This is a genomic window from Shewanella sp. K8 (genome assembly GCF_028823715.1).
GTDB lineage: Bacteria > Pseudomonadota > Gammaproteobacteria > Enterobacterales > Shewanellaceae > Shewanella > Shewanella algae.
Window position 1 is genome coordinate 79,896 of the sequence record NZ_JAPEHY010000014.1, and the last position, 21,233, is coordinate 101,128.

The 21,233-nt window shown below is 53.1% G+C and carries 18 protein-coding genes; 4 read left to right on the forward strand and 14 right to left on the reverse strand.

Going from position 1 to position 21,233, the window contains the following annotated elements:
* Positions 1 to 11: 11 nt before the first annotated feature.
* Positions 12 to 590: an RNA polymerase sigma factor RpoE gene (gene rpoE / locus ON072_RS09650; RefSeq protein ID WP_025010551.1), complete on the reverse strand. Its 579-nt coding sequence runs from the start codon at positions 588 to 590 to the stop codon at positions 12 to 14.
* Positions 591 to 789: 199 nt separating this feature from the next.
* On the opposite strand from rpoE, the gene nadB reads away from it, so the two are divergent.
* Positions 790 to 2,400, forward strand: coding sequence for an L-aspartate oxidase (nadB, locus tag ON072_RS09655; protein WP_025010550.1), 1,611 nt, complete (start codon positions 790 to 792; stop codon positions 2,398 to 2,400).
* A gap of 17 nt (positions 2,401 to 2,417) precedes the next feature.
* On the opposite strand, the gene ON072_RS09660 is transcribed toward nadB, so the two are convergent.
* The 10 genes from ON072_RS09660 to rppH all read right to left on the reverse strand — a co-directional run bounded on the left by ON072_RS09660 (position 2,418) and on the right by rppH (position 11,049).
* A complete protein-coding gene (locus tag ON072_RS09660; RefSeq protein WP_025010549.1) occupies positions 2,418 to 2,840 on the reverse strand; it encodes a protein YgfX in 423 nt (140 codons plus the stop codon).
* A complete protein-coding gene (locus ON072_RS09665; protein ID WP_028779782.1) occupies positions 2,821 to 3,060 on the reverse strand; it encodes an FAD assembly factor SdhE in 240 nt (79 codons plus the stop codon). Before ON072_RS09665 ends, ON072_RS09660 begins: the two co-directional genes overlap by 20 nt.
* Positions 3,061 to 3,158: 98 nt before the next feature.
* Positions 3,159 to 4,067 (reverse strand): transcriptional activator NhaR, encoded by a 909-nt coding sequence (nhaR, locus tag ON072_RS09670; RefSeq protein WP_025010548.1) that lies wholly within the window; start codon positions 4,065 to 4,067, stop codon positions 3,159 to 3,161.
* A gap of 16 nt (positions 4,068 to 4,083) precedes the next feature.
* Positions 4,084 to 4,467: a hypothetical protein gene (locus ON072_RS09675; RefSeq protein ID WP_037474378.1), complete on the reverse strand. Its 384-nt coding sequence runs from the start codon at positions 4,465 to 4,467 to the stop codon at positions 4,084 to 4,086.
* Positions 4,464 to 5,639 carry a Na+/H+ antiporter NhaA gene (gene nhaA / locus ON072_RS09680; protein ID WP_025010547.1) on the reverse strand — a complete coding sequence of 392 codons (1,176 nt, stop codon included), beginning with the start codon at positions 5,637 to 5,639 and terminating at the stop codon, positions 4,464 to 4,466. The genes ON072_RS09675 and nhaA overlap by 4 nt, the downstream gene beginning before the upstream one ends.
* 116 nt (positions 5,640 to 5,755) lie before the next feature.
* Positions 5,756 to 6,550 (reverse strand): thymidylate synthase, encoded by a 795-nt coding sequence (thyA, locus tag ON072_RS09685; protein ID WP_144380182.1) that lies wholly within the window; start codon positions 6,548 to 6,550, stop codon positions 5,756 to 5,758.
* Complete coding sequence (lgt, locus tag ON072_RS09690) at positions 6,550 to 7,377, reverse strand: prolipoprotein diacylglyceryl transferase (RefSeq protein ID WP_071238279.1); 828 nt, start codon at positions 7,375 to 7,377, stop codon at positions 6,550 to 6,552. Before lgt ends, thyA begins: the two co-directional genes overlap by 1 nt.
* A gap of 37 nt (positions 7,378 to 7,414) precedes the next feature.
* Positions 7,415 to 8,215: a sulfite exporter TauE/SafE family protein gene (locus ON072_RS09695; RefSeq protein ID WP_044734949.1), complete on the reverse strand. Its 801-nt coding sequence runs from the start codon at positions 8,213 to 8,215 to the stop codon at positions 7,415 to 7,417.
* Between the two features lie 49 nt (positions 8,216 to 8,264).
* Entirely contained in the window at positions 8,265 to 10,499 is a 2,235-nt protein-coding gene (ptsP, locus tag ON072_RS09700; RefSeq protein ID WP_274626036.1) for a phosphoenolpyruvate--protein phosphotransferase, read from the reverse strand.
* Positions 10,500 to 10,524: 25 nt separating this feature from the next.
* Positions 10,525 to 11,049, reverse strand: a complete 525-nt coding sequence (gene rppH / locus ON072_RS09705; protein WP_025010542.1) for an RNA pyrophosphohydrolase — start codon at positions 11,047 to 11,049, stop codon at positions 10,525 to 10,527.
* A gap of 697 nt (positions 11,050 to 11,746) precedes the next feature.
* On the opposite strand from rppH, the gene mutH reads away from it, so the two are divergent.
* Both mutH and ON072_RS09715 read left to right on the forward strand, forming a co-directional pair.
* Positions 11,747 to 12,421 (forward strand): DNA mismatch repair endonuclease MutH, encoded by a 675-nt coding sequence (mutH, locus tag ON072_RS09710; RefSeq protein WP_025887835.1) that lies wholly within the window; start codon positions 11,747 to 11,749, stop codon positions 12,419 to 12,421.
* A 123-nt stretch (positions 12,422 to 12,544) separates the two neighbouring features.
* The gene (locus tag ON072_RS09715) at positions 12,545 to 13,627 is read left to right on the forward strand and encodes an adenylate/guanylate cyclase domain-containing protein (RefSeq protein ID WP_025010540.1); all 1,083 of its coding nucleotides are present in this window, start codon (positions 12,545 to 12,547) and stop codon (positions 13,625 to 13,627) included.
* A gap of 51 nt (positions 13,628 to 13,678) precedes the next feature.
* Here the strand turns inward: ON072_RS09715 and oxyR are convergent, their stop codons facing one another.
* The 3 genes from oxyR to ON072_RS09730 all read right to left on the reverse strand — a co-directional run bounded on the left by oxyR (position 13,679) and on the right by ON072_RS09730 (position 16,280).
* Complete coding sequence (oxyR, locus tag ON072_RS09720) at positions 13,679 to 14,587, reverse strand: hydrogen peroxide-inducible genes transcriptional activator OxyR (protein WP_028779775.1); 909 nt, start codon at positions 14,585 to 14,587, stop codon at positions 13,679 to 13,681.
* 258 nt (positions 14,588 to 14,845) lie between these two features.
* Positions 14,846 to 15,211, reverse strand: a complete 366-nt coding sequence (locus ON072_RS09725) for an Hpt domain-containing protein (RefSeq protein WP_025010539.1) — start codon at positions 15,209 to 15,211, stop codon at positions 14,846 to 14,848.
* Positions 15,212 to 15,359: 148 nt separating this feature from the next.
* Positions 15,360 to 16,280: a TIGR01212 family radical SAM protein gene (locus tag ON072_RS09730; protein WP_025887834.1), complete on the reverse strand. Its 921-nt coding sequence runs from the start codon at positions 16,278 to 16,280 to the stop codon at positions 15,360 to 15,362.
* Positions 16,281 to 16,780: 500 nt separating this feature from the next.
* Between ON072_RS09730 and gltB the strand changes: the two genes are divergently transcribed.
* Entirely contained in the window at positions 16,781 to 21,229 is a 4,449-nt protein-coding gene (gltB, locus tag ON072_RS09735) for a glutamate synthase large subunit (protein WP_208136007.1), read from the forward strand.
* Positions 21,230 to 21,233 lie beyond the last annotated feature (4 nt).

Consider the following 21,233-nt stretch of genomic DNA (forward strand, 5'->3'; position numbering starts at 1 on the left):
CTATTAAAGGATCATCTTTCCAGCAAAGGCTGGAGCTTCTTGTCTATGGCTTCCCGGGCACGAAAGATACGGGATCTCACAGTACCTACAGGGCAATCCATCACATTGGCAATATCCTCGTAGCTCATACCATCAAGCTCACGCAAGGAGATAGCCATCTTTAACTCTTCCGGCAGCGATTCGAGAGTGTCGAAGACAGTCTTCTTTATCTCGTCTGAAAGCATCAACCGCTCAGGAGAGGCGAACTCTTTCAGGGCATCACTGCCATCGTAAAATTCGGCTTCATCGGCATCAACATCGTTCGCAGGTGTTCTGCGCCCCTGTGACACCAGATGATTCTTGGCCGTATTTACTGCTATTCGGTACAACCAGGTATAAAAGGCACTCTCACCGCGGAAATTAGGTAACGCCCGATAAGCCTTAATAAAAGCCTCTTGCGCCACGTCTGCTACATCGGCCTGATTCCGTACATAACGGGATATCAGGTTGATGACCTTACTCTGGTACTTTTGCACCAGCAGGTTAAAAGCGTTTTTATCGCCACGTTGTACGCGCTCAACCAGTTGTTGATCACTTGTTTGTCCACTCATCCGAGCCGACTTCTCCCAAATCTTATAATGCTGATTTCTCAGTCGCTCGAATCATATTCACTTATGTAGACTAGCGTGCTTCGAAAAAGTTCTGATGTTTTGCAAAAAATGTACTGTGAATATCCTGAGCTGGGTTGTATCCATCCCTTGCGAGTTGGTTTACCATAACCGAACCCCCAGTCACATCTCATGATACCCGATGAAACAAGTAGTTGAACACCAATCTGACGTCCTGGTCATAGGCAGTGGTGCAGCGGGCTTGACTCTCGCCCTTCACCTGGCTGAAAAAACCAAAGTCATTTTACTCTCCAAAGGTCCTCTCAACGAAGGCTCAACCTATTATGCCCAAGGGGGCATAGCCTCGGTTTTCGACGAGGAGGATACCATAGAATCCCATGTGGCCGACACCTTGGTCGCCGGCGCCGGACTCTGTGATGAAGCCGTGGTAACCTACACCGCCGAAAATGCCCGCGCCGCCATGCAATGGCTGATTGAATGCGGTGTTGCCTTCGATAAGGAAGAAAATCCCGATGGCAGCATCAATGACAGCGCCTACCATCTAACCCGCGAAGGCGGCCACAGCCACAGGCGTATTCTGCACGCCGCCGATGCCACCGGCAAAGAGGTACAGACCACACTGCAGGAGATGGCCCAGGCACACCCCAATATTCTGGTACTTGAGCGTTACAACGCCATAGATTTGATCACCACCCGTAAACTGGGCCGTCCGGGCAACCGGGTATTGGGCGCCTATGTCTGGAACCGTAACCTTGAGCAGGTTGAAACCATCAAGGCCAAGTTTGTCGCCCTGGCGACCGGCGGCAGTTCCAAGGTTTACCAGTACACCTCAAACCCGGATATCGCCAGTGGCGATGGTATTGCCATGGCCTGGCGTGCCGGTTGCCGGGTGGCCAACATGGAATTCAATCAGTTCCACCCAACCTGTCTATATCATTCAGATGCCCGCAATTTCCTGCTGACAGAAGCTTTGCGTGGTGAAGGCGCCTATCTGCGCCGTCCCGATGGCAGTCGCTTTATGCCTGACTTTGATGAACGCGCCGAACTGGCGCCCAGAGACATAGTAGCCAGGGCCATAGACTATGAAATGAAGCGCCTCGGTGCCGATTGCGTCTATCTGGATATCAGCCACAAGGACCCGGAATTTGTCATCAAGCATTTCCCCACCATTTACCAGCGCTGCCTGGACTTAGGGATAGATATCACCAAGGAACCTATCCCTGTGGTGCCTGCCGCTCACTATACCTGCGGCGGGGTAATGACAGATTTTCACGGTCAGACAGATCTCAATGGCCTCTATGCCATAGGTGAGGTGGCTTATACCGGACTGCACGGTGCCAACCGCCTGGCGAGTAACTCCTTGCTGGAGTGTCTGGTATTCGCCCGCGCCGCTTCGACCGATATTCAAAGCCAGCTAGGTAAAATTGCCATGCCCGGCAATATCCCGGCCTGGGATGAAAGCCAAGTATGTAACTCGGATGAAGAAGTGGTTATTGCCCACAACTGGCACGAGCTGAGACTCTTTATGTGGGACTATGTGGGGATTGTGCGCTCAGACAAGCGTTTGGAGCGTGCCCTGCGCCGCTGCGCCATGCTGCAACAGGAGATCCAGGAGTATTACAGCAACTTCCACGTCAGCAACAACCTGCTGGAATTGCGCAACCTGGTGCAAGTGGCCGAGTTGATCATCCGCTGCGCCATGGCCCGCAAGGAAAGCCGCGGCCTGCACTGTAATATCGATCATCCGCAGAAACTGGAGAATCCGCAGCCGACCATTCTGCAACCTGAATAACTTGGGCGGGAATGAGTTCAGTTAGCGGACTTTGAGCGCTGCAACAATAGACGACACAGGTGACGATAGTCTGTGTCGTCAAACATATCGGCAAACAGCCAGCAACGCCCGTAGTTATCCTCCCCCTGATAGGTAAAAGTCACCACAAAGGGGCTGACCCAAGGTCTGCCACTAAGTTCGAAACTCGAACCGGGTTCGAACTGTCCTTCACCCAATTCATTAAGCCAGAAACAGAGTTGCCAGCAGCGCAAACGCCACAGCGCAAGGCCAAAGCCTGCCAGCATTAGCAGTAAACATAGGTATTTGAACAATAAATAGAAAGGATAATCCAGCGCCGGCCAGGCAAGAAAGCTGCTCAGGCAAATAGCAGCCAGCACCGTCAGACTCAGATACTGGCTGAAGGAAGAACTGAGTTGAAACCTATGGCGCTGCCCGGCCACGAACGCGCACTACCATCTGTGCCAGTTGCGGATCCGGACATTGCTCATGCCCCATAAACCAGGCAAAGAGCTCAGGATCTTCACACTCAAGCAGACGAACAAATAAGGCCTTATCCTCAGGGCTCAGAGTCTCGTAATGCTGTTCCACAAAGGGTTGAAACAGTACATCAAGCTCCAGCATACCACGGCGACATGCCCACTTAACTCTGGGGGTACTCATCAAGTCAGACACCTATCATGCTCCAATCAAGAATTTTGTCGCAAGTTTACATTCTGGCGTCTGCGCTGTCGAATATCCGCCTTAATCATCCACCCGTATCAGAACTGCTGCACCTGAAGGTCACGACCGGCGAACAAGTCACCAAAATCGGTTTCCAGCAAGCGCTGCACCGCCGGATGCTGGATCATCCGCTCGGCGAACATCACATGATATTCCTCTTTGATCTCCATGGTTTCACCGAGCAGACGTATGTTGTGCTCGAGAATATCTTGCTGATAGATGGAGGGGGCGACAAATATCCCCTTACGGAAATAGCCAAAGGCCTTCATCATAGCCGCATCGTCAAACTCACCGAGAATCTTGACATTAAGGCGTTTCTCATCAAACCAGCGATAGAGTTGCTGGCCCAGAGAAGTACGCCGGCTGGGGATCAGCAAGGGCCCCTCTTCCAGACACTCGGGAAAGCCACTTTTAAACTCCTGCGCCGAGAAGAAGGCAATACCGCACTCCCCCAACTTCTTGGAGAGAATTTCCGGATACTTGAGAGACTCACCGGCGCAGTCCGACAGTATCATATCCAGTTTATGCTCCCTGAGCCTGGCCATCAGGCTTTCGTGGGTTGCCTCATAACAGGCCAGGTGCATGGAACTGTTGGCCGGGATCACCGACATCAGCACCCGACTGGCCAACGCCTTGGAGAGAGCATCGGCAATACCCACCTCAAACAGGATGGATTCATCCTTGCGATAGTTGAGCACATCAAGCATCTCATAAGAGAGGCTGAACATTTTGTCGGCGTAACGAAACACCAGCTCGCCCAATTCAGTAGGGGCCAGGTTGCGCCCCACCCGCTTGAACAGACTCCCCTTGAGCCTTTCTTCCAGCGTCCTTATCTGGCCGGTAATGGTTTGGGGAGTTAAACAGAGTGTCTCGGCAGCCTTGGTCACTGAGCCTTGCTTATGCACCATCCAAAAATAATACAGGTGGTTGTAGTTCAAATGAGACATAGGCTGCCCCGACTCCTTACTTCAAACGCTGACAGTCCAGCAAATTATTTACGGCAAGCTGTAGTGTATCTATATCCTTGACCTCACCGCTTTCAAAGGCTTCGCTGATACCCTGTACCAGTTGATCCCTATCCGGGATCCTGTCCAGGCAATACTTGCGATTGGCTTCCTGAAAGCGCTTTCCTCCCCGATACTTAAGGGCGCGGGCTTCATAGCCGTTGCTGTCCAGGCGAGCGCCTACCGCTTGTGGCTTATACATGAGGGCACCATCAACAACGCCTTCGAGGTAACTCTGACACAGGGCTGCTTCCTTGTCTGCAATACAGGCTTCTATCTGTGACGCCTGAGCCAAAGGGGCTAAGCCCGCCAGAATGAGTCCGGCCATTATGCTTGTTTTCATTCCTTTTCTCCTTTTTCAGGTAACACTTTTGACAGCCAGAAATAGCCCACGACTGCCGCCAACATAGATCCGATCAGGATCCCCAACCTGGCCAAATCGCTATAGACAACGCCACCATGCTCAAATGCCAGAGAGGCAATAAACATCGACATGGTAAATCCTATACCGCACATCACAGCCACAGGCATGATATGGCGCCAGGCAATGCCCTCAGGCAACTCAGCCAGACGCAACTTAACCGCAATAAAACTGAACAACACCACACCAATCGGCTTACCGAGCAACAGACCCAATGCAATACCCAGAGGTACAGGCGATACCAGGCTTTCCAGCGACATGCCCCCCAAGGCTACCCCGGCGTTGGCAAAGGCGAATACCGGCAGGATCAGGAAGGTGCTCCAGGGGTGCAGCGCATGCTCCAGGTGCTCGGACGGTGAACCACCTTGCTTGTCGCGCAGCGGAATACAGAAGGCGATGATCACCCCGGCCAAAGTGGCATGAACCCCGGACTTGAGTACGGCGACCCAGAGAATGGCCCCCAGTACGCCATAGGCTCCAAGCGCGGTCACACCGCGGCGGTTCAAGGTAACCAAACCTATGACGGCAGCGGCGGCAATCAAGAGGCTGATCATGGATAGATCACTGCTATAGAACAGCGCAATAATAACGATTACACCCAGGTCATCTATGATTGCCAGCGCCAGCAAAAACACCTTGAGCGCCACGGGAACCCGGTTACCCAAAAGTGCCATGATCCCCAGCGCAAAGGCGATATCAGTCGCGGCCGGAATCGCCCAGCCCCCCTGAGTCACAGGATCATTGGCATTGAACAGCAGATAGATAGCGGCCGGAACAACCATACCACCTATAGCGGCAAAGGTTGGCAGAGATGCCTTGGAAACACTGGACAGCGCCCCCTCCAGCAGCTCACGTTTGACTTCCAGACCAATCAACAGAAAGAACAGCGCCATCAGACCATCGTTGATCCACAGCAGCAAGGGCTTGTTGATATCCAGGGCCCCGAGACGCAACTGCATCGGGGTATCCAAAAAACCTTGATAGAGGCCGGAAAGCGGTGAATTAGCCAGGACCATAGCCAAAGCTACAGCAATCAATAACAAAATACCGCCGGCAGATTCCTGGCTCAGGAAATTCCGAAGTGCCTTTTCCATACTAAACTCCCAAAAACATAATTGATTTGAGTGTAGTAGATGGATTTAAGTAAGTATAATCGAAAGTTTCTGAGGAATACCTCGAGATATGCGAAGTATTCCACGAAAAACCCGGTTTAGATAGCGACAGGCGCCTTAATATGAGGATGAGGATCGTAACCGGACAACTCGAAATCTTCGAATCGGTAGTCAAAAATTGACTCGGGTTTACGGGTTATTTTCATTTGCGGCAAAGGCTTGGGCTCACGGCTGAGTTGCAGCGCCGTTTGCTCCATATGATTGGAGTAAAGGTGGGTATCACCGCCGGTCCAAACAAAATCGCCCAATTCAAGATCACACTGCTGCGCTACCATCATGGTCAACAAGGCGTAGCTGGCGATATTGAACGGCAGTCCCAGGAACACATCACAGCTGCGCTGATACAGCTGACAGGACAACTTGCCATCGGCTACATAAAACTGGAAGAAGGCATGACAAGGTGCCAGCGCCATCTTGTCGAGCTCGGAGACATTCCAGGCCGAGACAATCAAACGTCTGGAGTCAGGTTGCGCCTTGATCTGCTCTATCACCTGAGTGATCTGATCGATATGACCACCATCGGGCGTTGGCCAACTGCGCCACTGAGCGCCGTAAACCGGCCCCAGATTACCGGCCTCATCGGCCCACTCATCCCAAATCGTCACTTTGTTTTCACGCAGATAGGCAACATTGGTGTCCCCTTTCAGGAACCAAAGCAGCTCATGGATGATGGAGCGCAGATGGCACTTCTTGGTGGTCACCAAGGGGAACCCCTTACTAAGGTCAAAACGCATCTGGTAGCCAAATACAGAGCGGGTTCCCGTGCCGGTACGGTCACTCTTGTCGGTACCGGAATCTAAAATATGTTGCATTAAATCAAGATATTGCTGCATTACTGCTTGTCCTTCACCACGCCGGCCTGCGGCGCATTACGCATTAACAGATAGAGTCCAAAGAGGATCATGGGCACTGACAGTATCTGTCCCATGGTCAAAAAGCCCAAATAAAGCCCGAGTTGGGCATCCGGCTGTCTGACCGTTTCCACTATGCAGCGGAAGATACCATAGCCGAGCAAAAACATCCCGGACACGGCTCCTGTCTTGGGACTGCGTCTGCTGAACCATTGCAGCAAAATAAACAGCGCTACCCCTTCGAGGGCAAATTGATACAGCTGCGAAGGGTGACGAGGCTCGGGGCCACCTGAAGGAAACACTATTGCCCAAGGTACATCTGTGACTCGGCCCCAAAGCTCGCCATTGATAAAGTTACCAAGACGCCCGGCGCCCAGGCCAATGGGCACCACGGGGGCCACCATATCCGCCACCGCGAAGAAGCTGCGCTTCTGTTTCCAGGCGATGTAGAGCATGGCCAGAATAACCCCCATCAAACCGCCGTGGAAGGACATGCCACCTTCGCTAATCTTGAATAGGTACAAGGGGTCTGCAATAAAGAAATCCAGATGGTAGACAAGCACATAACCTATGCGGCCCCCCAGGATCACCCCGAGAAAAGCGTAAAACAGCAGATCCGATACCTGTTCGCGGCTCCATACCCCCTTGGATCTGTCAGCCATACGGTTGAGCAGTATCATAGCGGCCAAAAAGCCCAGCAGGTACATGAAACCATACCAACGCAAAGCCGGTTCAAAAGTCTGGCCGAACAGCTCAAAGGGGCCAAAAGAGACGATCACAGGATCAATATTGGGAAATTCTAAAGCCATAACAGAAAGACGATTCCTAAATTAACTACGGCGCAGATCAGGCCAGGATAAGTTTAAGACCCACAACAACCAATAACAGTGCAAATATTTTCTTCAGTACCGGCGTCGGCAAAGTGCTGGCCGCTTTTACACCCAGCGGCGCCACCAACATTGAGGAGGCAATAATGCCCACCAAAGCCGGCAGGTAAACGTATCCCAAAGTGCCGCTTGGCATATCCGGGGCGTTCCAGCCTGCGATAACATACCCTAAACTGCCCCAAAGGGCGATGATAAGGCCGGTAGCCGATGAAAAACCCACCGCCTGACGCATCTGCAGCCCACACCAGGTGAGGAAAGGCACCAGAAGCACCCCACCACCTATGCCCATCAAGGCGGCAATAATGGCAATAATCGCCGAGACTATGAGTAAAACGGGAAATGGCGGCAAGCCCTCTTTCGCCGATGGACGAAAAGGAAATGCCATCTGGACGGCCATTAATATTACAAACACGGCAAAGGCGCGGCGCAGATCATCGGCCGGGATCAATTCGGCGATAAACCCCGAACACAAGGCCCCCAGCGCCAGACCCGGCAACATGGATTTAAACAAGGGCCAGGGAATATTGCCGTGGCTGTGATGGGCGCGGGCCGATGAAAAAGAGGTCAAAATGATGGCCGCCAACGAAGTGGCAATGGCAACATGGGGCAACTGCGCGGCGGGAACTCCCACCTTGGGTAAAATATACAACAGCGCTGGCACCACAATAAGACCACCGCCTATCCCCAACAAGCCGGCCATAAAGCCGACAAAGGCCCCCAACGCCAGACAAACACCGAATACCCAGAGAAATGTGTCCACAGAGGTTCCTTAATTCTTGTTGTTATTCCATACACCCGCCACGGCAGGTTCAATTGAGAATGGCCGCCAGCTCTCTTTGCCCCAAATAATCGTGCACCAGTTGCCGCACTTCACTGCCGCTCCTGAGTGTCAGCGCCTCGGCCAACAACTGCTCGAGTTCACTGCTGCGCACTCGCCGCAGCAGATAATTTATTCTGGCCAAACTCCCCTGGTTCATACTCAGGCGGTTATAGCCCATGGCGACAAGCAGCAAAGCGCCGCCGGGTTCACCGGCCAATTCGCCACAGACACTGGCACCTAGGCCATATTGACGGCAGGTCTCCCGCGCCTGTTTCAGTGAACGCAATATCCCAGGATGATAGCTGTCAAACAGAGCGCTGACCCTGGGGTTGTTGCGATCTACCGCCAACAGATATTGGGTCAGGTCGTTGCTGCCGACGGAAACAAAATCAACACGCTTGGCGACTTCATCCAGTTGAAACAGCAGCGCCGGCACCTCCAGCATAATGCCGACTTTGGGTCTTTTCAGCTCAGGGTTCACATCCGACTTAAGCTCGGAATAAGCCTGCTCGATATATTCCAGCGATTGATCTATCTCATCGAGATTACTGACCATGGGCAGCAAAATATGCAGTTGCTCACCGCTGCCGCTGGCCTGGAGCATGGCGCGAATTTGCACCAGAAACAGCTCGGGATGGTCCAGCGACAAGCGAATGCCACGCCAGCCCAAAAATGGGTTTTCCTCCTTGATGGGGAAATAAGGCAAGGGTTTGTCCCCGCCCACATCCAGGGTGCGCATCACCACGGGCCGACCGGACGCCGCCTCCAGCACCTGGCGATACACCTTTACCTGCTCAGACTCGCTGGGAAAGCGCTGTTGCAACATGAAGGGGATTTCGGTGCGATACAACCCAATACCATCGGCGCCTTCGGCGATTTCCGAGGCCAAACCGCTTAGCAATCCGGCGTTCATGTAAAGGTGAATACGCTTGCCATCGACCGTCTCGGCCGGCAGGTTCAGCTCTCTGGCGTATTGCCGCTGCAACGCTCTCTCGGCAGACAATAAACTGCGGTACTCACCGACCACGGCCGGAGACGGTGACACCATCAGCTGACCGCGAGTGGCATTGAGCACCAAAAGCTTCTTGTCGATGTCGGCAGCCAAGACCTGGCCGACCCCTGTGATGGCCGGTACACCCAGCGCCCGGGCCAGAATAGCGGCATGGGAGTTGACCCCGCCAAGCTCTGTCACTATCCCGGCCAACTTTTGCCGCGGAAACTCGGCCAACAAGGTAGTATCCGCCTCACGGGTCACCAGAATAACCGGCTTATCGGCATTGAGCTCCAACCGTTCCGGCTCAATCAACTGGCGCAGCACCTTCTGCCCCAGGTCACGGATATCGCTGGCCCGCTCTTTGAGATAGGGGTCTTCCATCGCCATAAACTGGGTGATGTAACGCAAAGACACGCGACTGACCGCCGACTCGGCGCACCAACCCGCAAGCACCTCATCGCGATATTCGCCCCCAAGGCTGGCCTCTTCCAGCAAGAGTTGCAGCGCCGAGAAGATAGACACCACCTCTTCATCCTGCTCACGGTCAAAACGCTGTGCCAGGGTACTCAGGGTGTTACGGCAACGCTCGATTGCTGTCTTGAGGCGCTCAAGCTCATTGGGGATATCTGCTGCGGTTTGATCCGGCTGCTCCAGTGATATCTGCCCGCCCAGCACCAAAGCATGGGCAATGGCGATACCATTGGAGGCCGGCGTGCCCTGAAACAGGATTTGCAGCTGATCTTCCTTGACGCTGGCTTTTTGTTTGAGGCCGCGAATGGCCATGGCCAACTGCGCCGCCAGCGTCATTAGAAAGGCTTCTTCCCCTTCACTGAACTGACGGGCACTGGGCTGCTGCACTACTATGACGCCAAGCAACTGTTTCTGATAGATAATGGGCGCGGCGAGAAAGGCGCGATATTCCTCTTCGGCCACTTCGGGAAAGAGTTTGAATCTGGGATGGGCTCTGGCATCAGCAAGGTTGATAGCTTCTTCACGCTCGGCAACCAGGCCTACCAGACCTTCGGTCAACGGCATGCGAACCCGGCCGACGGCACTGGGTTCCAAGCCATCTGTGGCGGAGAGGACCAACTCATTTTTATCCAGAATATAGATAGAACAACACTGAGTGCTCATGGCGGCCTTTATCTGGCCGACCAATAGCTCAAGGGCAGCCTCAAGATCCCTTGCGGCCGCAACTGCCTGAGTAATATCCCTGAGCGTGTTTAACACCTGTTCCCCCTTTCGATATCAAACCTCAGCCTGCTGCTCTTTGTCGTCCCCGTCGGCGTGAAGGCTCCCGTGTCTGCAATGCCAGAGCCGTGGTGGCGAACTCTTTCATAACCTTACGGTAGACGTCACGTTTAAAAGATACGACCTGACGCACAGGGTACCAATAACTTACCCAGCGCCAGTCATCGAACTCAGGATGGCCGGACGAATTCAAGTTGACGGCACTGTCCTGACTCTTGAGCTGGAGCAAAAACCATTTCTGCTTTTGGCCGATACAGACAGGCTTGCTGTCCTGGCGCACCAAACGCTTTGGCAATCTGTATCGCAACCAGGAGCGGGTGGATGTCAGTATCTGCACATGTTCCGGCCTGAGCCCTACTTCTTCATACAGCTCTCGATACATGGCATCTTCAGCGGATTCACCGTCATCCAATCCCCCTTGGGGAAACTGCCAGGAGTGCTGACCGAAACGCCTGGCCCACATTACTTGGCCAAATCTGTTACAGATAATGATGCCCACATTTGCGCGAAAACCGTCGCTGTCAATCACATGGACTCCGAAAAAGCGATAAATTTCAATGATTCGATTGTTTCACAATCCCACGTCGGCAGCAATTCTCTATTTACGGCTTTTTCTCTGGATAAGCAAATGGAGTTTCCCACTTTATCAACAACCGCTCTGCCATGTTTGAGTGGATATCCACAAAAACTGTGGATATCTCTGTTTGAAACTCGACTGAACTTCTGGAAACGCTGTTTTTTGCAACCCTTACAGTCTAAGCCCAAAAGTAAAAATCAAAACAAAATCACTTTAAATACAAAAAGATAGATAAATAAAAAAGAAAGCAATCGACAGCAACCCTATCAACAGAGCACTTTTTAACCAACGAGTAATCAGAACCGACTTGCGGGCAATATCACAAAACTTTATTCACACCCCATGGCCAAAAACTTGGCTTAAAGGTCCAAAATGGTGTCAAAACCCGGTTGACACTCACCATTATTTGCTTTATTGAAGCCAAAAATACTCAGTTATCCCAAAATGTTGTGGATAAGTTTGTTGGCAACACAGGGGAAATCGGCGAGTAACTCAGGAAAACCATTATTCGGCGGTCAACCAAAAACACTTTAGCCAATAAAAACATTAAGATACAAACTTGCACACAGGGGATTGGCTTGGTTTGCACAGTGGCGGTCGGTTTTTGTACAACCTTGTTATCCAGTGCCGCTCAGGTAAAATCAGCGCCATGAAAACCAATATCATGCCGCCAAGCTCATTGGCACAACTACTGCAGCGCGCTGACGATATCGCCGGGCTGACTCTTGGACAGCTCGCCGAATCCTTAGGGGTAGCCGTGCCCAGAGACTTTCGCCGCGACAAAGGTTGGACCGGACAACTGCTGGAACTGGCATTGGGGGCGACAGCGGGCTCCAAACCTGAGCAAGACTTCCTGCATCTTGGGGTAGAGCTTAAGAGTATCCCGATAGATGAGCGCGGCATGCCGCTGGAAACCACCTATGTTTGTGTCGCGCCGCTGACCAATATCTCAGGACTGCGCTGGGAACAGAGTCTGGTGTATCACAAGTTGCAGCGGGTACTGTGGATCCCGGTTCAGGGAGACAGAGAACTTTCCCCAGGTGTTCGACGTATCGGCTCACCGCTGCTGTGGGAACCCAGCACCGAGGAAGACAGGCTATTGCGCCAGGACTGGGAAGAGATCATGGAGCTTATCAGCATGGGCAAAGTCAGCAAGATCACCGCCAGGCACGGTGAGGTATTGCAGCTCAGACCCAAGGCGGCCAACAGCAAAGTGTTGACCGAAAGTATTGCCGAAGACGGCAGTATTCAGATGACAAACCCAAGAGGCTTTTATCTCAAGACCCAGTTCACCAAAGGACTACTTGAGCGCTTTTTTGGTTGATATCGACTCTAATCCGCACTTGCCTTGATTAAGATCACAATTACCACTGGAAATCAGAGGGGTATATTCTATAAACTAGCGCATCCTGAGAAGGCCCCTTAAATTTAGGATAGATTTCACCTCGTGAGAGCGCGTCGCCAGGCCAAAAAGCTTCTGTTTGCCATTATGGCATGGACGGGAGCCATGGCAGCTTTTGTATTTTTTCGCTATGCCCAAACCACTGAGCTACCTCAGTGGGCTGTCGGCTCGGCGGATCTCGCGACCCTGGCCGCCTACATGGGAGTGATTTTCGGCAGTCTGCATTGGATGTCGAACCTGATAGCCGATTTCAGTGCCATCAATCGCCTACCCTACGTCTTCTCCGTCATCTTCAAAGGGCTGTTTCTGCTCTTGGGCGCCACTACTTTGGCTTATATGACCCAGTACCTCAATATGTGGGCCATAGAGAACCATATGGCGACCTTGAGACAGATGCTGACAGTGCATATCCTCTATAGCCCCTCATTCCAGGCGCTAATCATCTATCTGGTGGTCGTACGGGTCGGGCTCGCCTTTATCGAACAGATGGCCCTGCTGGTGGGGCCCAGGATCCTGCTGAATATAGGTCTGGGTAAGTATCATAAGCCCAGATACGAGCAGCGACTGTTTCTCTATCTCGATATGGTGGCTTCCACCACCCATGCCGAATCTCTGGGGGATTACCGCTTCAGTCGACTGATCCAGGACAGCTTCAGCTTACTTTCCGACACAGTCACCAACAATGATGCCGAGATCTATCGTTACATGGGTGATGCCGTGCTCATTCACTGGCCATTGGAAGACGGCATCATCAACGACAGATGCATGAACATCTACTTTGAATTCAGCCAGCAGCTCAATTGGCAGCGACGCTATTTTGAAGAACATTACGGCTTTGTCCCCAAATTCAAGGCGGCAGCTCATTGCGGCCAAGTGGTTGCAGCCGTGGTTGGGGTGCAAAAACAGGAGATCAGTTTCTTCAGCGACGTGCTCAACACCTTGGCGAGACTGCAGGATCAGTGTAATCCCTTAGGACAAAGGATGCTGCTCTCCGGCGCGCTGGTAGCGAGGCTGGAAAACGACGACAGTGAGTATCAGCTCACCAATCTGGGACCGGTCAAGCTCAAGGGAAAACAACACTCCATTGAAGTTTTCGGGGTTAAGCCCAAACAAGGTAATCAGTCATAAAAAACGGCCCATCAAAGGGCCGTTTTTTATTGATATGGATTGAATCCAAGCCTAAACCTGCTGCTGCAGCAGCTGCTGGATCTCCAACCCCAAAGTTCTGAAGGTCAGGATCCGGCTGGTTGTCTGACGCCACACCAAGCCTATCTCACGAAATGGTGCCTCCCCTGGAGGGCTCATCACCGCAAGATCCGTGTCTTTCAATATCCCTGCATCTATCGCCATCTGCGGCAGGAAAGTCGTGCCCAGTTTACTGTTCACCATCTGTACCAAGGTATGCAAACTGGTGGCGGCAAAAGGATTGACCTTGGCGCTGTCACCCAGCTGGCAGGCACTGATGGCATGACCGGTAATGCAGTGCTCACTCTGCAACAGAAAAATACTCTCATCCGGCAGCGCCTGATAGTCCACCGGTTCATGAATATCGGCAGACAAGTCCTTGTGCACCACCATCTTGAAAGGGTCAATACCCACCTTCATGCTGTGATAGCCGGAAGTATCGGCCGGCAGAGCCAACAACAACAGATCCAACTCGCCCTTACCCAAGGCAGTCAACAAACGCTCTGTGGTGTCCTCTTTGAGCAGCAGACTCAGATCCGGATAAGACTTCTGGCACTGCTTAACTACACGGCTCAGCAGGAACGGGGCAATGGTGGGAATACAGCCAAGCCTAATCTCCCCTGTCATGGGGGCGCCTTGGTTCTTCACCAGCTCCACCAGATCGTCGACATCGGTCAGAATCTTCAGCGAACGCTGCACCACTTCTTCACCAATAGCGGTAAACATAAAGGACTTGTGGTCCCGCTCGATCAGCTGATAGCCCAACTGCTCTTCCAGATTCTGGATCCCGCTGGAGAGTGTCGATTGGCTCACATGGCACACCTTGGCCGCCCGGTTGAAGTTCTGCTCCTGATGCAGATTCACCAGATAATAGAGGTTTTTCAAACTGGGTAAGTGTTTCATTTTGTCGATTACCAATTGAGTAATGCATTAGAAAGTTCTATCTAATCTAACACAAAAAGTCTGCCGAGCAGCAGTATCAAATCAGGAGTGTGACCGAGGCGATAAATCATCCAGGTAAGAAATCTATCACTGAAGCGGAAATAGCAGAAAACCCAAGCCTTGACGGCTAAGGTTCAGGTAATAGAAAAGGGGTAGTGGCGGGAGTTTCTGAGTACCTTGGCAGCGCCGGAGCTTCTCTCCGGCACCCAAGGCCGGAATTTATGCTTTGGCTTCGAGGAAAGACTTAAGTTGCTGCAGATCTTCACCGGCATGTTCAACAATGATTGTCAGCCACTCTTTGTGCCCGGCTTCCCATTCTGCTTCTTCACCGTGTTGCAGTTGCTGTGCTGTCTGTTGGATCCGTTTCAATCCTACAGAGCCGGCAGCACCTTTGAACTTGTGAGCCTCGGCACACAGGGTATCCTTGTCTCCGGCCGCCTCGGCCTTTTGCAGGTTCGCGACATACTCTGGCAGCAACTGTTCAAATAACACCACACTCTTGAGTAAGGTGCCGGCACCTATAGCACTACAGTACTGCTCCAGGGTATTGAGATCTAAGATAGTATCCAGTTCAGTTGTGGCCATGAAGGCGCTCCTCGAATGTGTCAGATTTACCACATCATACCCGCTAAAATTGCAGGTGCAACTTATAGGCGTCAAACGGGTCAAAACTTTCTTGCATTTAACATTAGTGATACAAAAAGCGAGAACAACTCATACAAAAGTTTATAGGCTATTGATTTAAATTGATTAACCCAGAGCCCTGCCCGCCCTTGGCCGCCAACTCATCCACCAGTGCTACCAAACCTATCCAGCGCTGAGCGCACCAATCCGGCGCCAGCAACACGGGACGACTGGCATAGGCGGTCACCCGATGAAACACTATCTCTTTTGGCGTATGACGGATCAACTGCGCCGCACTGATAACATACTCCTCCAGTGTCGGCGGCTGCAACCTGCCCGCTTCCCAGGCCTTGGCCATGGTACTGCCGGCCACTATATGCAGGGGGTGCAGTTTAAGACCATCCACTCCAGAGTCCAAAACCGCATCCAGAGTTTGTAGATGCTCCGTCATACCTTCTCCCGGGAGTCCGAGGATCAGATGAGTACACACCTTGAGTCCGCGACTACGGGCTCGTAAGACGGCGTCCTGATAGACGGCAAAGTCATGGCCACGGTTAATCCGTTTGAGCGTGGCATCGTGAGCACTCTGTAAACCCAGCTCCAACCAGACTTCACTGCCGTTTTGTTGATATTGCGCCAGCAGATCAAGCACTCTATCCGGTACGCAATCCGGGCGGGTACCGACACACAAACCCACTACCTGCTCGCTCTGCAGCGCCTCATCGTATTTACGCTTGAGCTCGGCATACTCTTCATAGGTACTGGTATAAGCCTGGAAGTAAGCCAAAAACCGCGAAGCCTTTGCCTGCATCTTCTGTTTGCCGGCCTCGAGCTGAGCCGCAATCGACAAGTCGGTTCCATGTTCATGACTGAAGGATGCGACATTACAGAAAGTGCAACCACCGCGCCCCAGAGTTCCGTCGCGATTGGGACAGGTAAAACGCGCATCCAGAGTCAGCTTTTGTAACCGTTGACCAAATTGTTGCCGGCAGTATTGACCAAAGGTAGTGACAAAGTCGTCCAGTCCCATTTGCTTCTCTCAAAAAAGTCGCCAGTCTAACGACTCCTGTTCAGGGCCGCTCTGCTCCAGGTCAATTTATGTCACAAATGACTGCTGCTTTTGCTGGTGATCGATGACCAATTCGATTGGATACAACCCGATCCAGCTCACACTTTTGTGAATATTTAGTCACTCCAGGCAATTTTTTAACGCAAGAGACAATCAGGCTGGAAATCAGTTTTTCTTCTGCAAGGATAATTCGAGGCTATTTGTTAAAATTAAGTGAACATCAAATCACCCCAAAGTAGATTTTCTTTTCATTCATAGTGTTATACAGCTCAATTTTCAGTTTACGTTAACGTAATGTAATTAAAGATTCTGTATGAAACACCCCAAATATCATCAAATATATGCAATATTTAGGTTTGACCTTTAGCAAGTCTCAGGATAATTTGGATGGTTCGGGTGCATATCTATAGAGTTTGGTACTCTCTCCCGAGTAGTAATAGTGATGTTAAGGGAGGTTTTGTATGAGCTTGTATCATCCCAGTTTCGAGCGGGATAACTGTGGTTTTGGATTGATAGCCCAGATGGATGGCGAAGCCAGCCATCGCATTGTTCGCACGGCAATCCATGGCCTCGACCGCATGAAACATCGTGGTGGTATTGCAGCTGACGGACGCACTGGCGACGGTTGCGGTTTGCTGATGCAAATGCCCACAGGATTCTTTGAGGCCATTGCGGCCGAGCAGGGCTGGCATCTCAGCCGTAAGTTCGCCGTTGGCATGCTGTTTTTAAACCAGGACGAAACCCTGGCAGCCGAAGCCAGAATATTGCTTGAGCGGGAACTGGAGAAAGAGACCCTGAGTATTGCCGGCTGGCGTCCGGTTCCGGTTAACCCGGAAGTGCTCGGCGAGATAGGCAAGTCCAGTTTGCCGCAAATTTGGCAAGTGCTCATCAATGCTCCCATTGGCTGGCGTGAAAAAGATCTGGAGCGGCGCCTCTATATGGCTCGGCGCCGCCTCGAGCAGCAATTGACCCAGGATAAAGACTTCTATGTAGCCAGCCTTTCCGGCCAGGTCATTGTCTACAAAGGCTTGATGATGCCGGCCGATCTGCCGGCCTTTTATCCGGATCTGGCCGATATTAGGCTGCAAAGCTCTATCTGCCTGTTCCACCAGCGCTTCTCGACCAACACCTCACCCAAGTGGCCACTGGCACAGCCGTTCCGTTTTCTGGCCCACAATGGCGAGATCAATACCATCACGGGTAACCGCCAATGGGCTCGGGCGCGGGCTTACAAGTTCAACTCACCGCTGCTGCCTGACTTGCAGCAGGCCGCCCCGTTTGTCAATGAAACCGGCTCAGATTCGTCGTCACTGGACAATATGCTGGAGATGCTGCTGGCCGGCGGCATGGACCTGTACCGCGCCATGCGTTTGCTTATCCCGCCTGCATGGCAGAGTAACCCCGAGATGGATGAAGAGCTCAAGGCCTTCTATGACTTTAACTCCATGCATATGGAGCCTTGGGATGGCCCGGCCGGGATAGTCATGACCAACGGTCGCCACGCCGCCTGCGCGGTTGATCGCAACGGGCTGCGGCCATCACGCTATGTGATCACCAAAGACAGAATTCTCACTCTGGCCTCGGAAGTGGGTATCTGGGACTATGGCCCGGATGAAGTGATTGAAAAAGGCCGGGTCGGCCCGGGTGAACTTTTGGTGCTCGACACCCTCAGCGGCCGTCTTTATCAGTCATTCGAAATCGATAACGACCTCAAACGTCGTCACCCCTATAAGGAGTGGATGGCAAAGAATAGTCAGACTCTGGTGCCGGCTGAGCAACTGTCGCCGCAGGATCAGGGCGTCAGTGAATTCAACCAGGGCACTTTGCTGCAGTACCAGAAGCTGTTCGGCTACAGCCGAGAAGAGCTTGAGCAAGTGATCTGGGTACTGGCCAGCAAAGGCGAAGAAGCCACCGGCTCCATGGGCGACGACACCCCGATGGCAGTGCTGTCGAAGAAACAGCGCTCGCTGTATGACTATTTCCGGCAAAAGTTTGCCCAGGTCACCAACCCGCCAATCGATCCGCTACGGGAGAAACATGTGATGTCGCTGGCCACCTGTATCGGCCGCGAGCAGAACCTATTTAACGAAACCACGGGACACGCCTATCGGGTGATGTTTAATTCGCCTATCTTGCTGTTCAGTGACTTCAACCAACTGCTGAGTCTGGACAGCACTTATTACCGTGCCAACAAGGTTGACCTTAACTATCCGGCCTCCGAAGGCCTGAGTCAGGCAATCAAACGGATCACGGATGAAGCCGAGCGCCTGGCACGCACCGGCACCACCCTGATAGTGCTCTCGGATCGCGCCGTCAGCAAAGACACCCTGGTCATTCCGGCCGCCATGGCGGTAGGTTCAGTGCAGCAGATGCTGGTGAACAAGAGCCTGCGCTGTGACACCAACATCATAGTGGAAACAGCCTCGGCCCGGGATCCGCACCATTTCGCGGTACTGCTGGGCTTTGGCGCTACGGCCATCTACCCCTATCTGGTGTACGAGTCCATTGCCGAACTCGCCAAGCGCCATCAGGCCGAGGATATCGTCAATCTGATGCTCAACTTCCGCTACGGCATTGAGAAGGGGCTGCGCAAGATCATGTCCAAGATGGGGATCAGCACAGTCGCCTCCTATCGCTGCAGCCAGCAGTTTGAGGCCATAGGCCTGGCCGACGAGGTAATTAAACAATGCTTCAACGGCGTGGTCAGCCGTATTCAGGGTGTGGGTTTCGATGGCATAGAAGCCGATCAGCAACTGCTGAGTCAGGCGGCCTTCCGCCCCCATGTGCCGCTGCCGCAGGGCGGTTTGCTCAAGTACGTTGAGGGCGGCGAGTACCACTGCTTCAACCCGGATGTGGTAAACACCCTGCAACAAGCTCTGAAAGAGGTGGATTACCCGCTCTATAAACGGTTTGCCGAGTTGGTAGACCAAAGGCCTGTCGCCACCTTGAGGGATCTGCTGAGCATCAAACAGCAGCGCGAGAGCATAGCGCTCAAGGATGTGGAAGGGGCCAAGACACTCTTCCCCAGATTCGACAGCGCCGCCATGAGTATCGGCGCCCTGAGCCCGGAAGCTCACGAAGCGCTGGCCATCGCCATGAACCGTCTCGGCGGTCGCTCAAACTCGGGCGAAGGCGGCGAAGATGCCCGCCGATTCAACAGCGAGCGCAATTCGGCCATCAAGCAGATAGCCTCTGGCCGCTTTGGGGTAACCGCCCATTATCTGATTAACGCCGAAGTGTTGCAGATCAAGGTCGCCCAGGGTGCCAAGCCCGGTGAAGGCGGTCAGCTGCCCGGTCATAAGGTCAGTGTTGAAATCGCCGGCCTCAGGCATGCCCGCCCGGGCGTGACGCTGATTTCACCGCCGCCGCACCACGATATCTACTCTATCGAGGATTTGGCGCAGCTGATCTTCGACCTCAAGCAGATAAACCCCAAGGCGCTTATCTCGGTCAAGCTGGTCTCTGAGCCGGGCGTTGGCACCATAGCCACAGGGGTCGCCAAGGCCTATGCCGATATGATTACTGTTTCCGGCTACGATGGCGGCACAGGCGCCAGCCCGCTGACTTCGGTCAAGTATGCCGGCAGCCCTTGGGAGCTTGGCCTTGCCGAAGTTCACCAGTCTCTGGTGGCCAATGGTCTGCGACATAAAATACGCCTGCAGGTGGATGGTGGTCTCAAGACTGGCACAGATGTTATCAAGGCGGCCTTACTGGGTGCCGAGAGCTTCGGCTTTGGCACTGTGCCCATGATAGCGCTCGGTTGCAAATACCTGCGTATCTGCCACCTCAACAACTGTGCCACCGGGGTCGCCACTCAGGACAAGACCTTGAGAGACAAGCACTATCATGGCTTGCCCGAGCGAGTGATGACTTACTTTGAGTTTGTCGCCGAAGAGGTGCGTGAATGGATGGCCAAGCTGGGGGTCAGTGAGTTTGAACAATTGGTAGGACGCAGCGATTGGCTGCAGGCCATCGAAGGCCAGACCGCCAAGCAGCAGGGACTGGATCTGAACCCTATCCTGTTCAAACCCGAAGTATTGCCAAGCACCAGTCTGACCTGGAAAGAGACCAATACGCCGGCAGATCCCGGCAGCCTGAACCAGGAACTGCTGGCCAAGTGCGCCGAGCACGTCACCAAGGGCGAAGGTTTCGATGTCTGCTTCCCCATCAATAATACCGACCGCTCGGTAGGCGCCGCGCTTTCGGGCCATATCGCGGCAACCTGGGGCGTAAAAGGCTGTCCCAAGCCGATAAGGCTCAGCTTCAACGGCAGCGCCGGTCAGAGTTTCGGGGTCTGGAACAGCCCTGGACTCGAGCTGTCACTGTGCGGCGACGCCAACGACTATGTGGGTAAAGGTATGTCCGGCGGCAAAATCGCCATCTATCCGCCGCTCGGCAGCGCCTTCCAATCCGAGCGCAGCGCCATTGTCGGTAATACCTGCCTCTATGGTGCCACCGGCGGCAAACTGTTTGCGGCGGGACGGGCTGGTGAGCGTTTCGCGGTCAGAAATTCAGGAGCGCTGGCGGTAGTTGAAGGGGTCGGTGACAACGGCTGTGAATATATGACAGGCGGCATAGTGGTGGTGCTGGGTACCACGGGCGTCAACTTTGGCGCCGGTATGACCGGCGGTTTCGCCTATGTGTTCGACCAATTCGGCCGCTTCAACCGTAGGGTCAATACCGAACTGGTCGACACCCTCAAGCTGGAGTCGCCGATTCATCAGCAACACCTCAAAGGGCTGATAGAGCAGCATGTGGCCGAGACCGGCAGTGAACACGCCAGTGCCATTCTCAGTGAGTTTGAAAACTGGCTCGATTGTTTTGTCCTGGTCAAGCCCAAGAATATTCAGGTTTCGGATCTGCTCAAACTGGAACAACCGAGCCCGGAACTGGCCGTAAAAGCGGGGTAAGCGA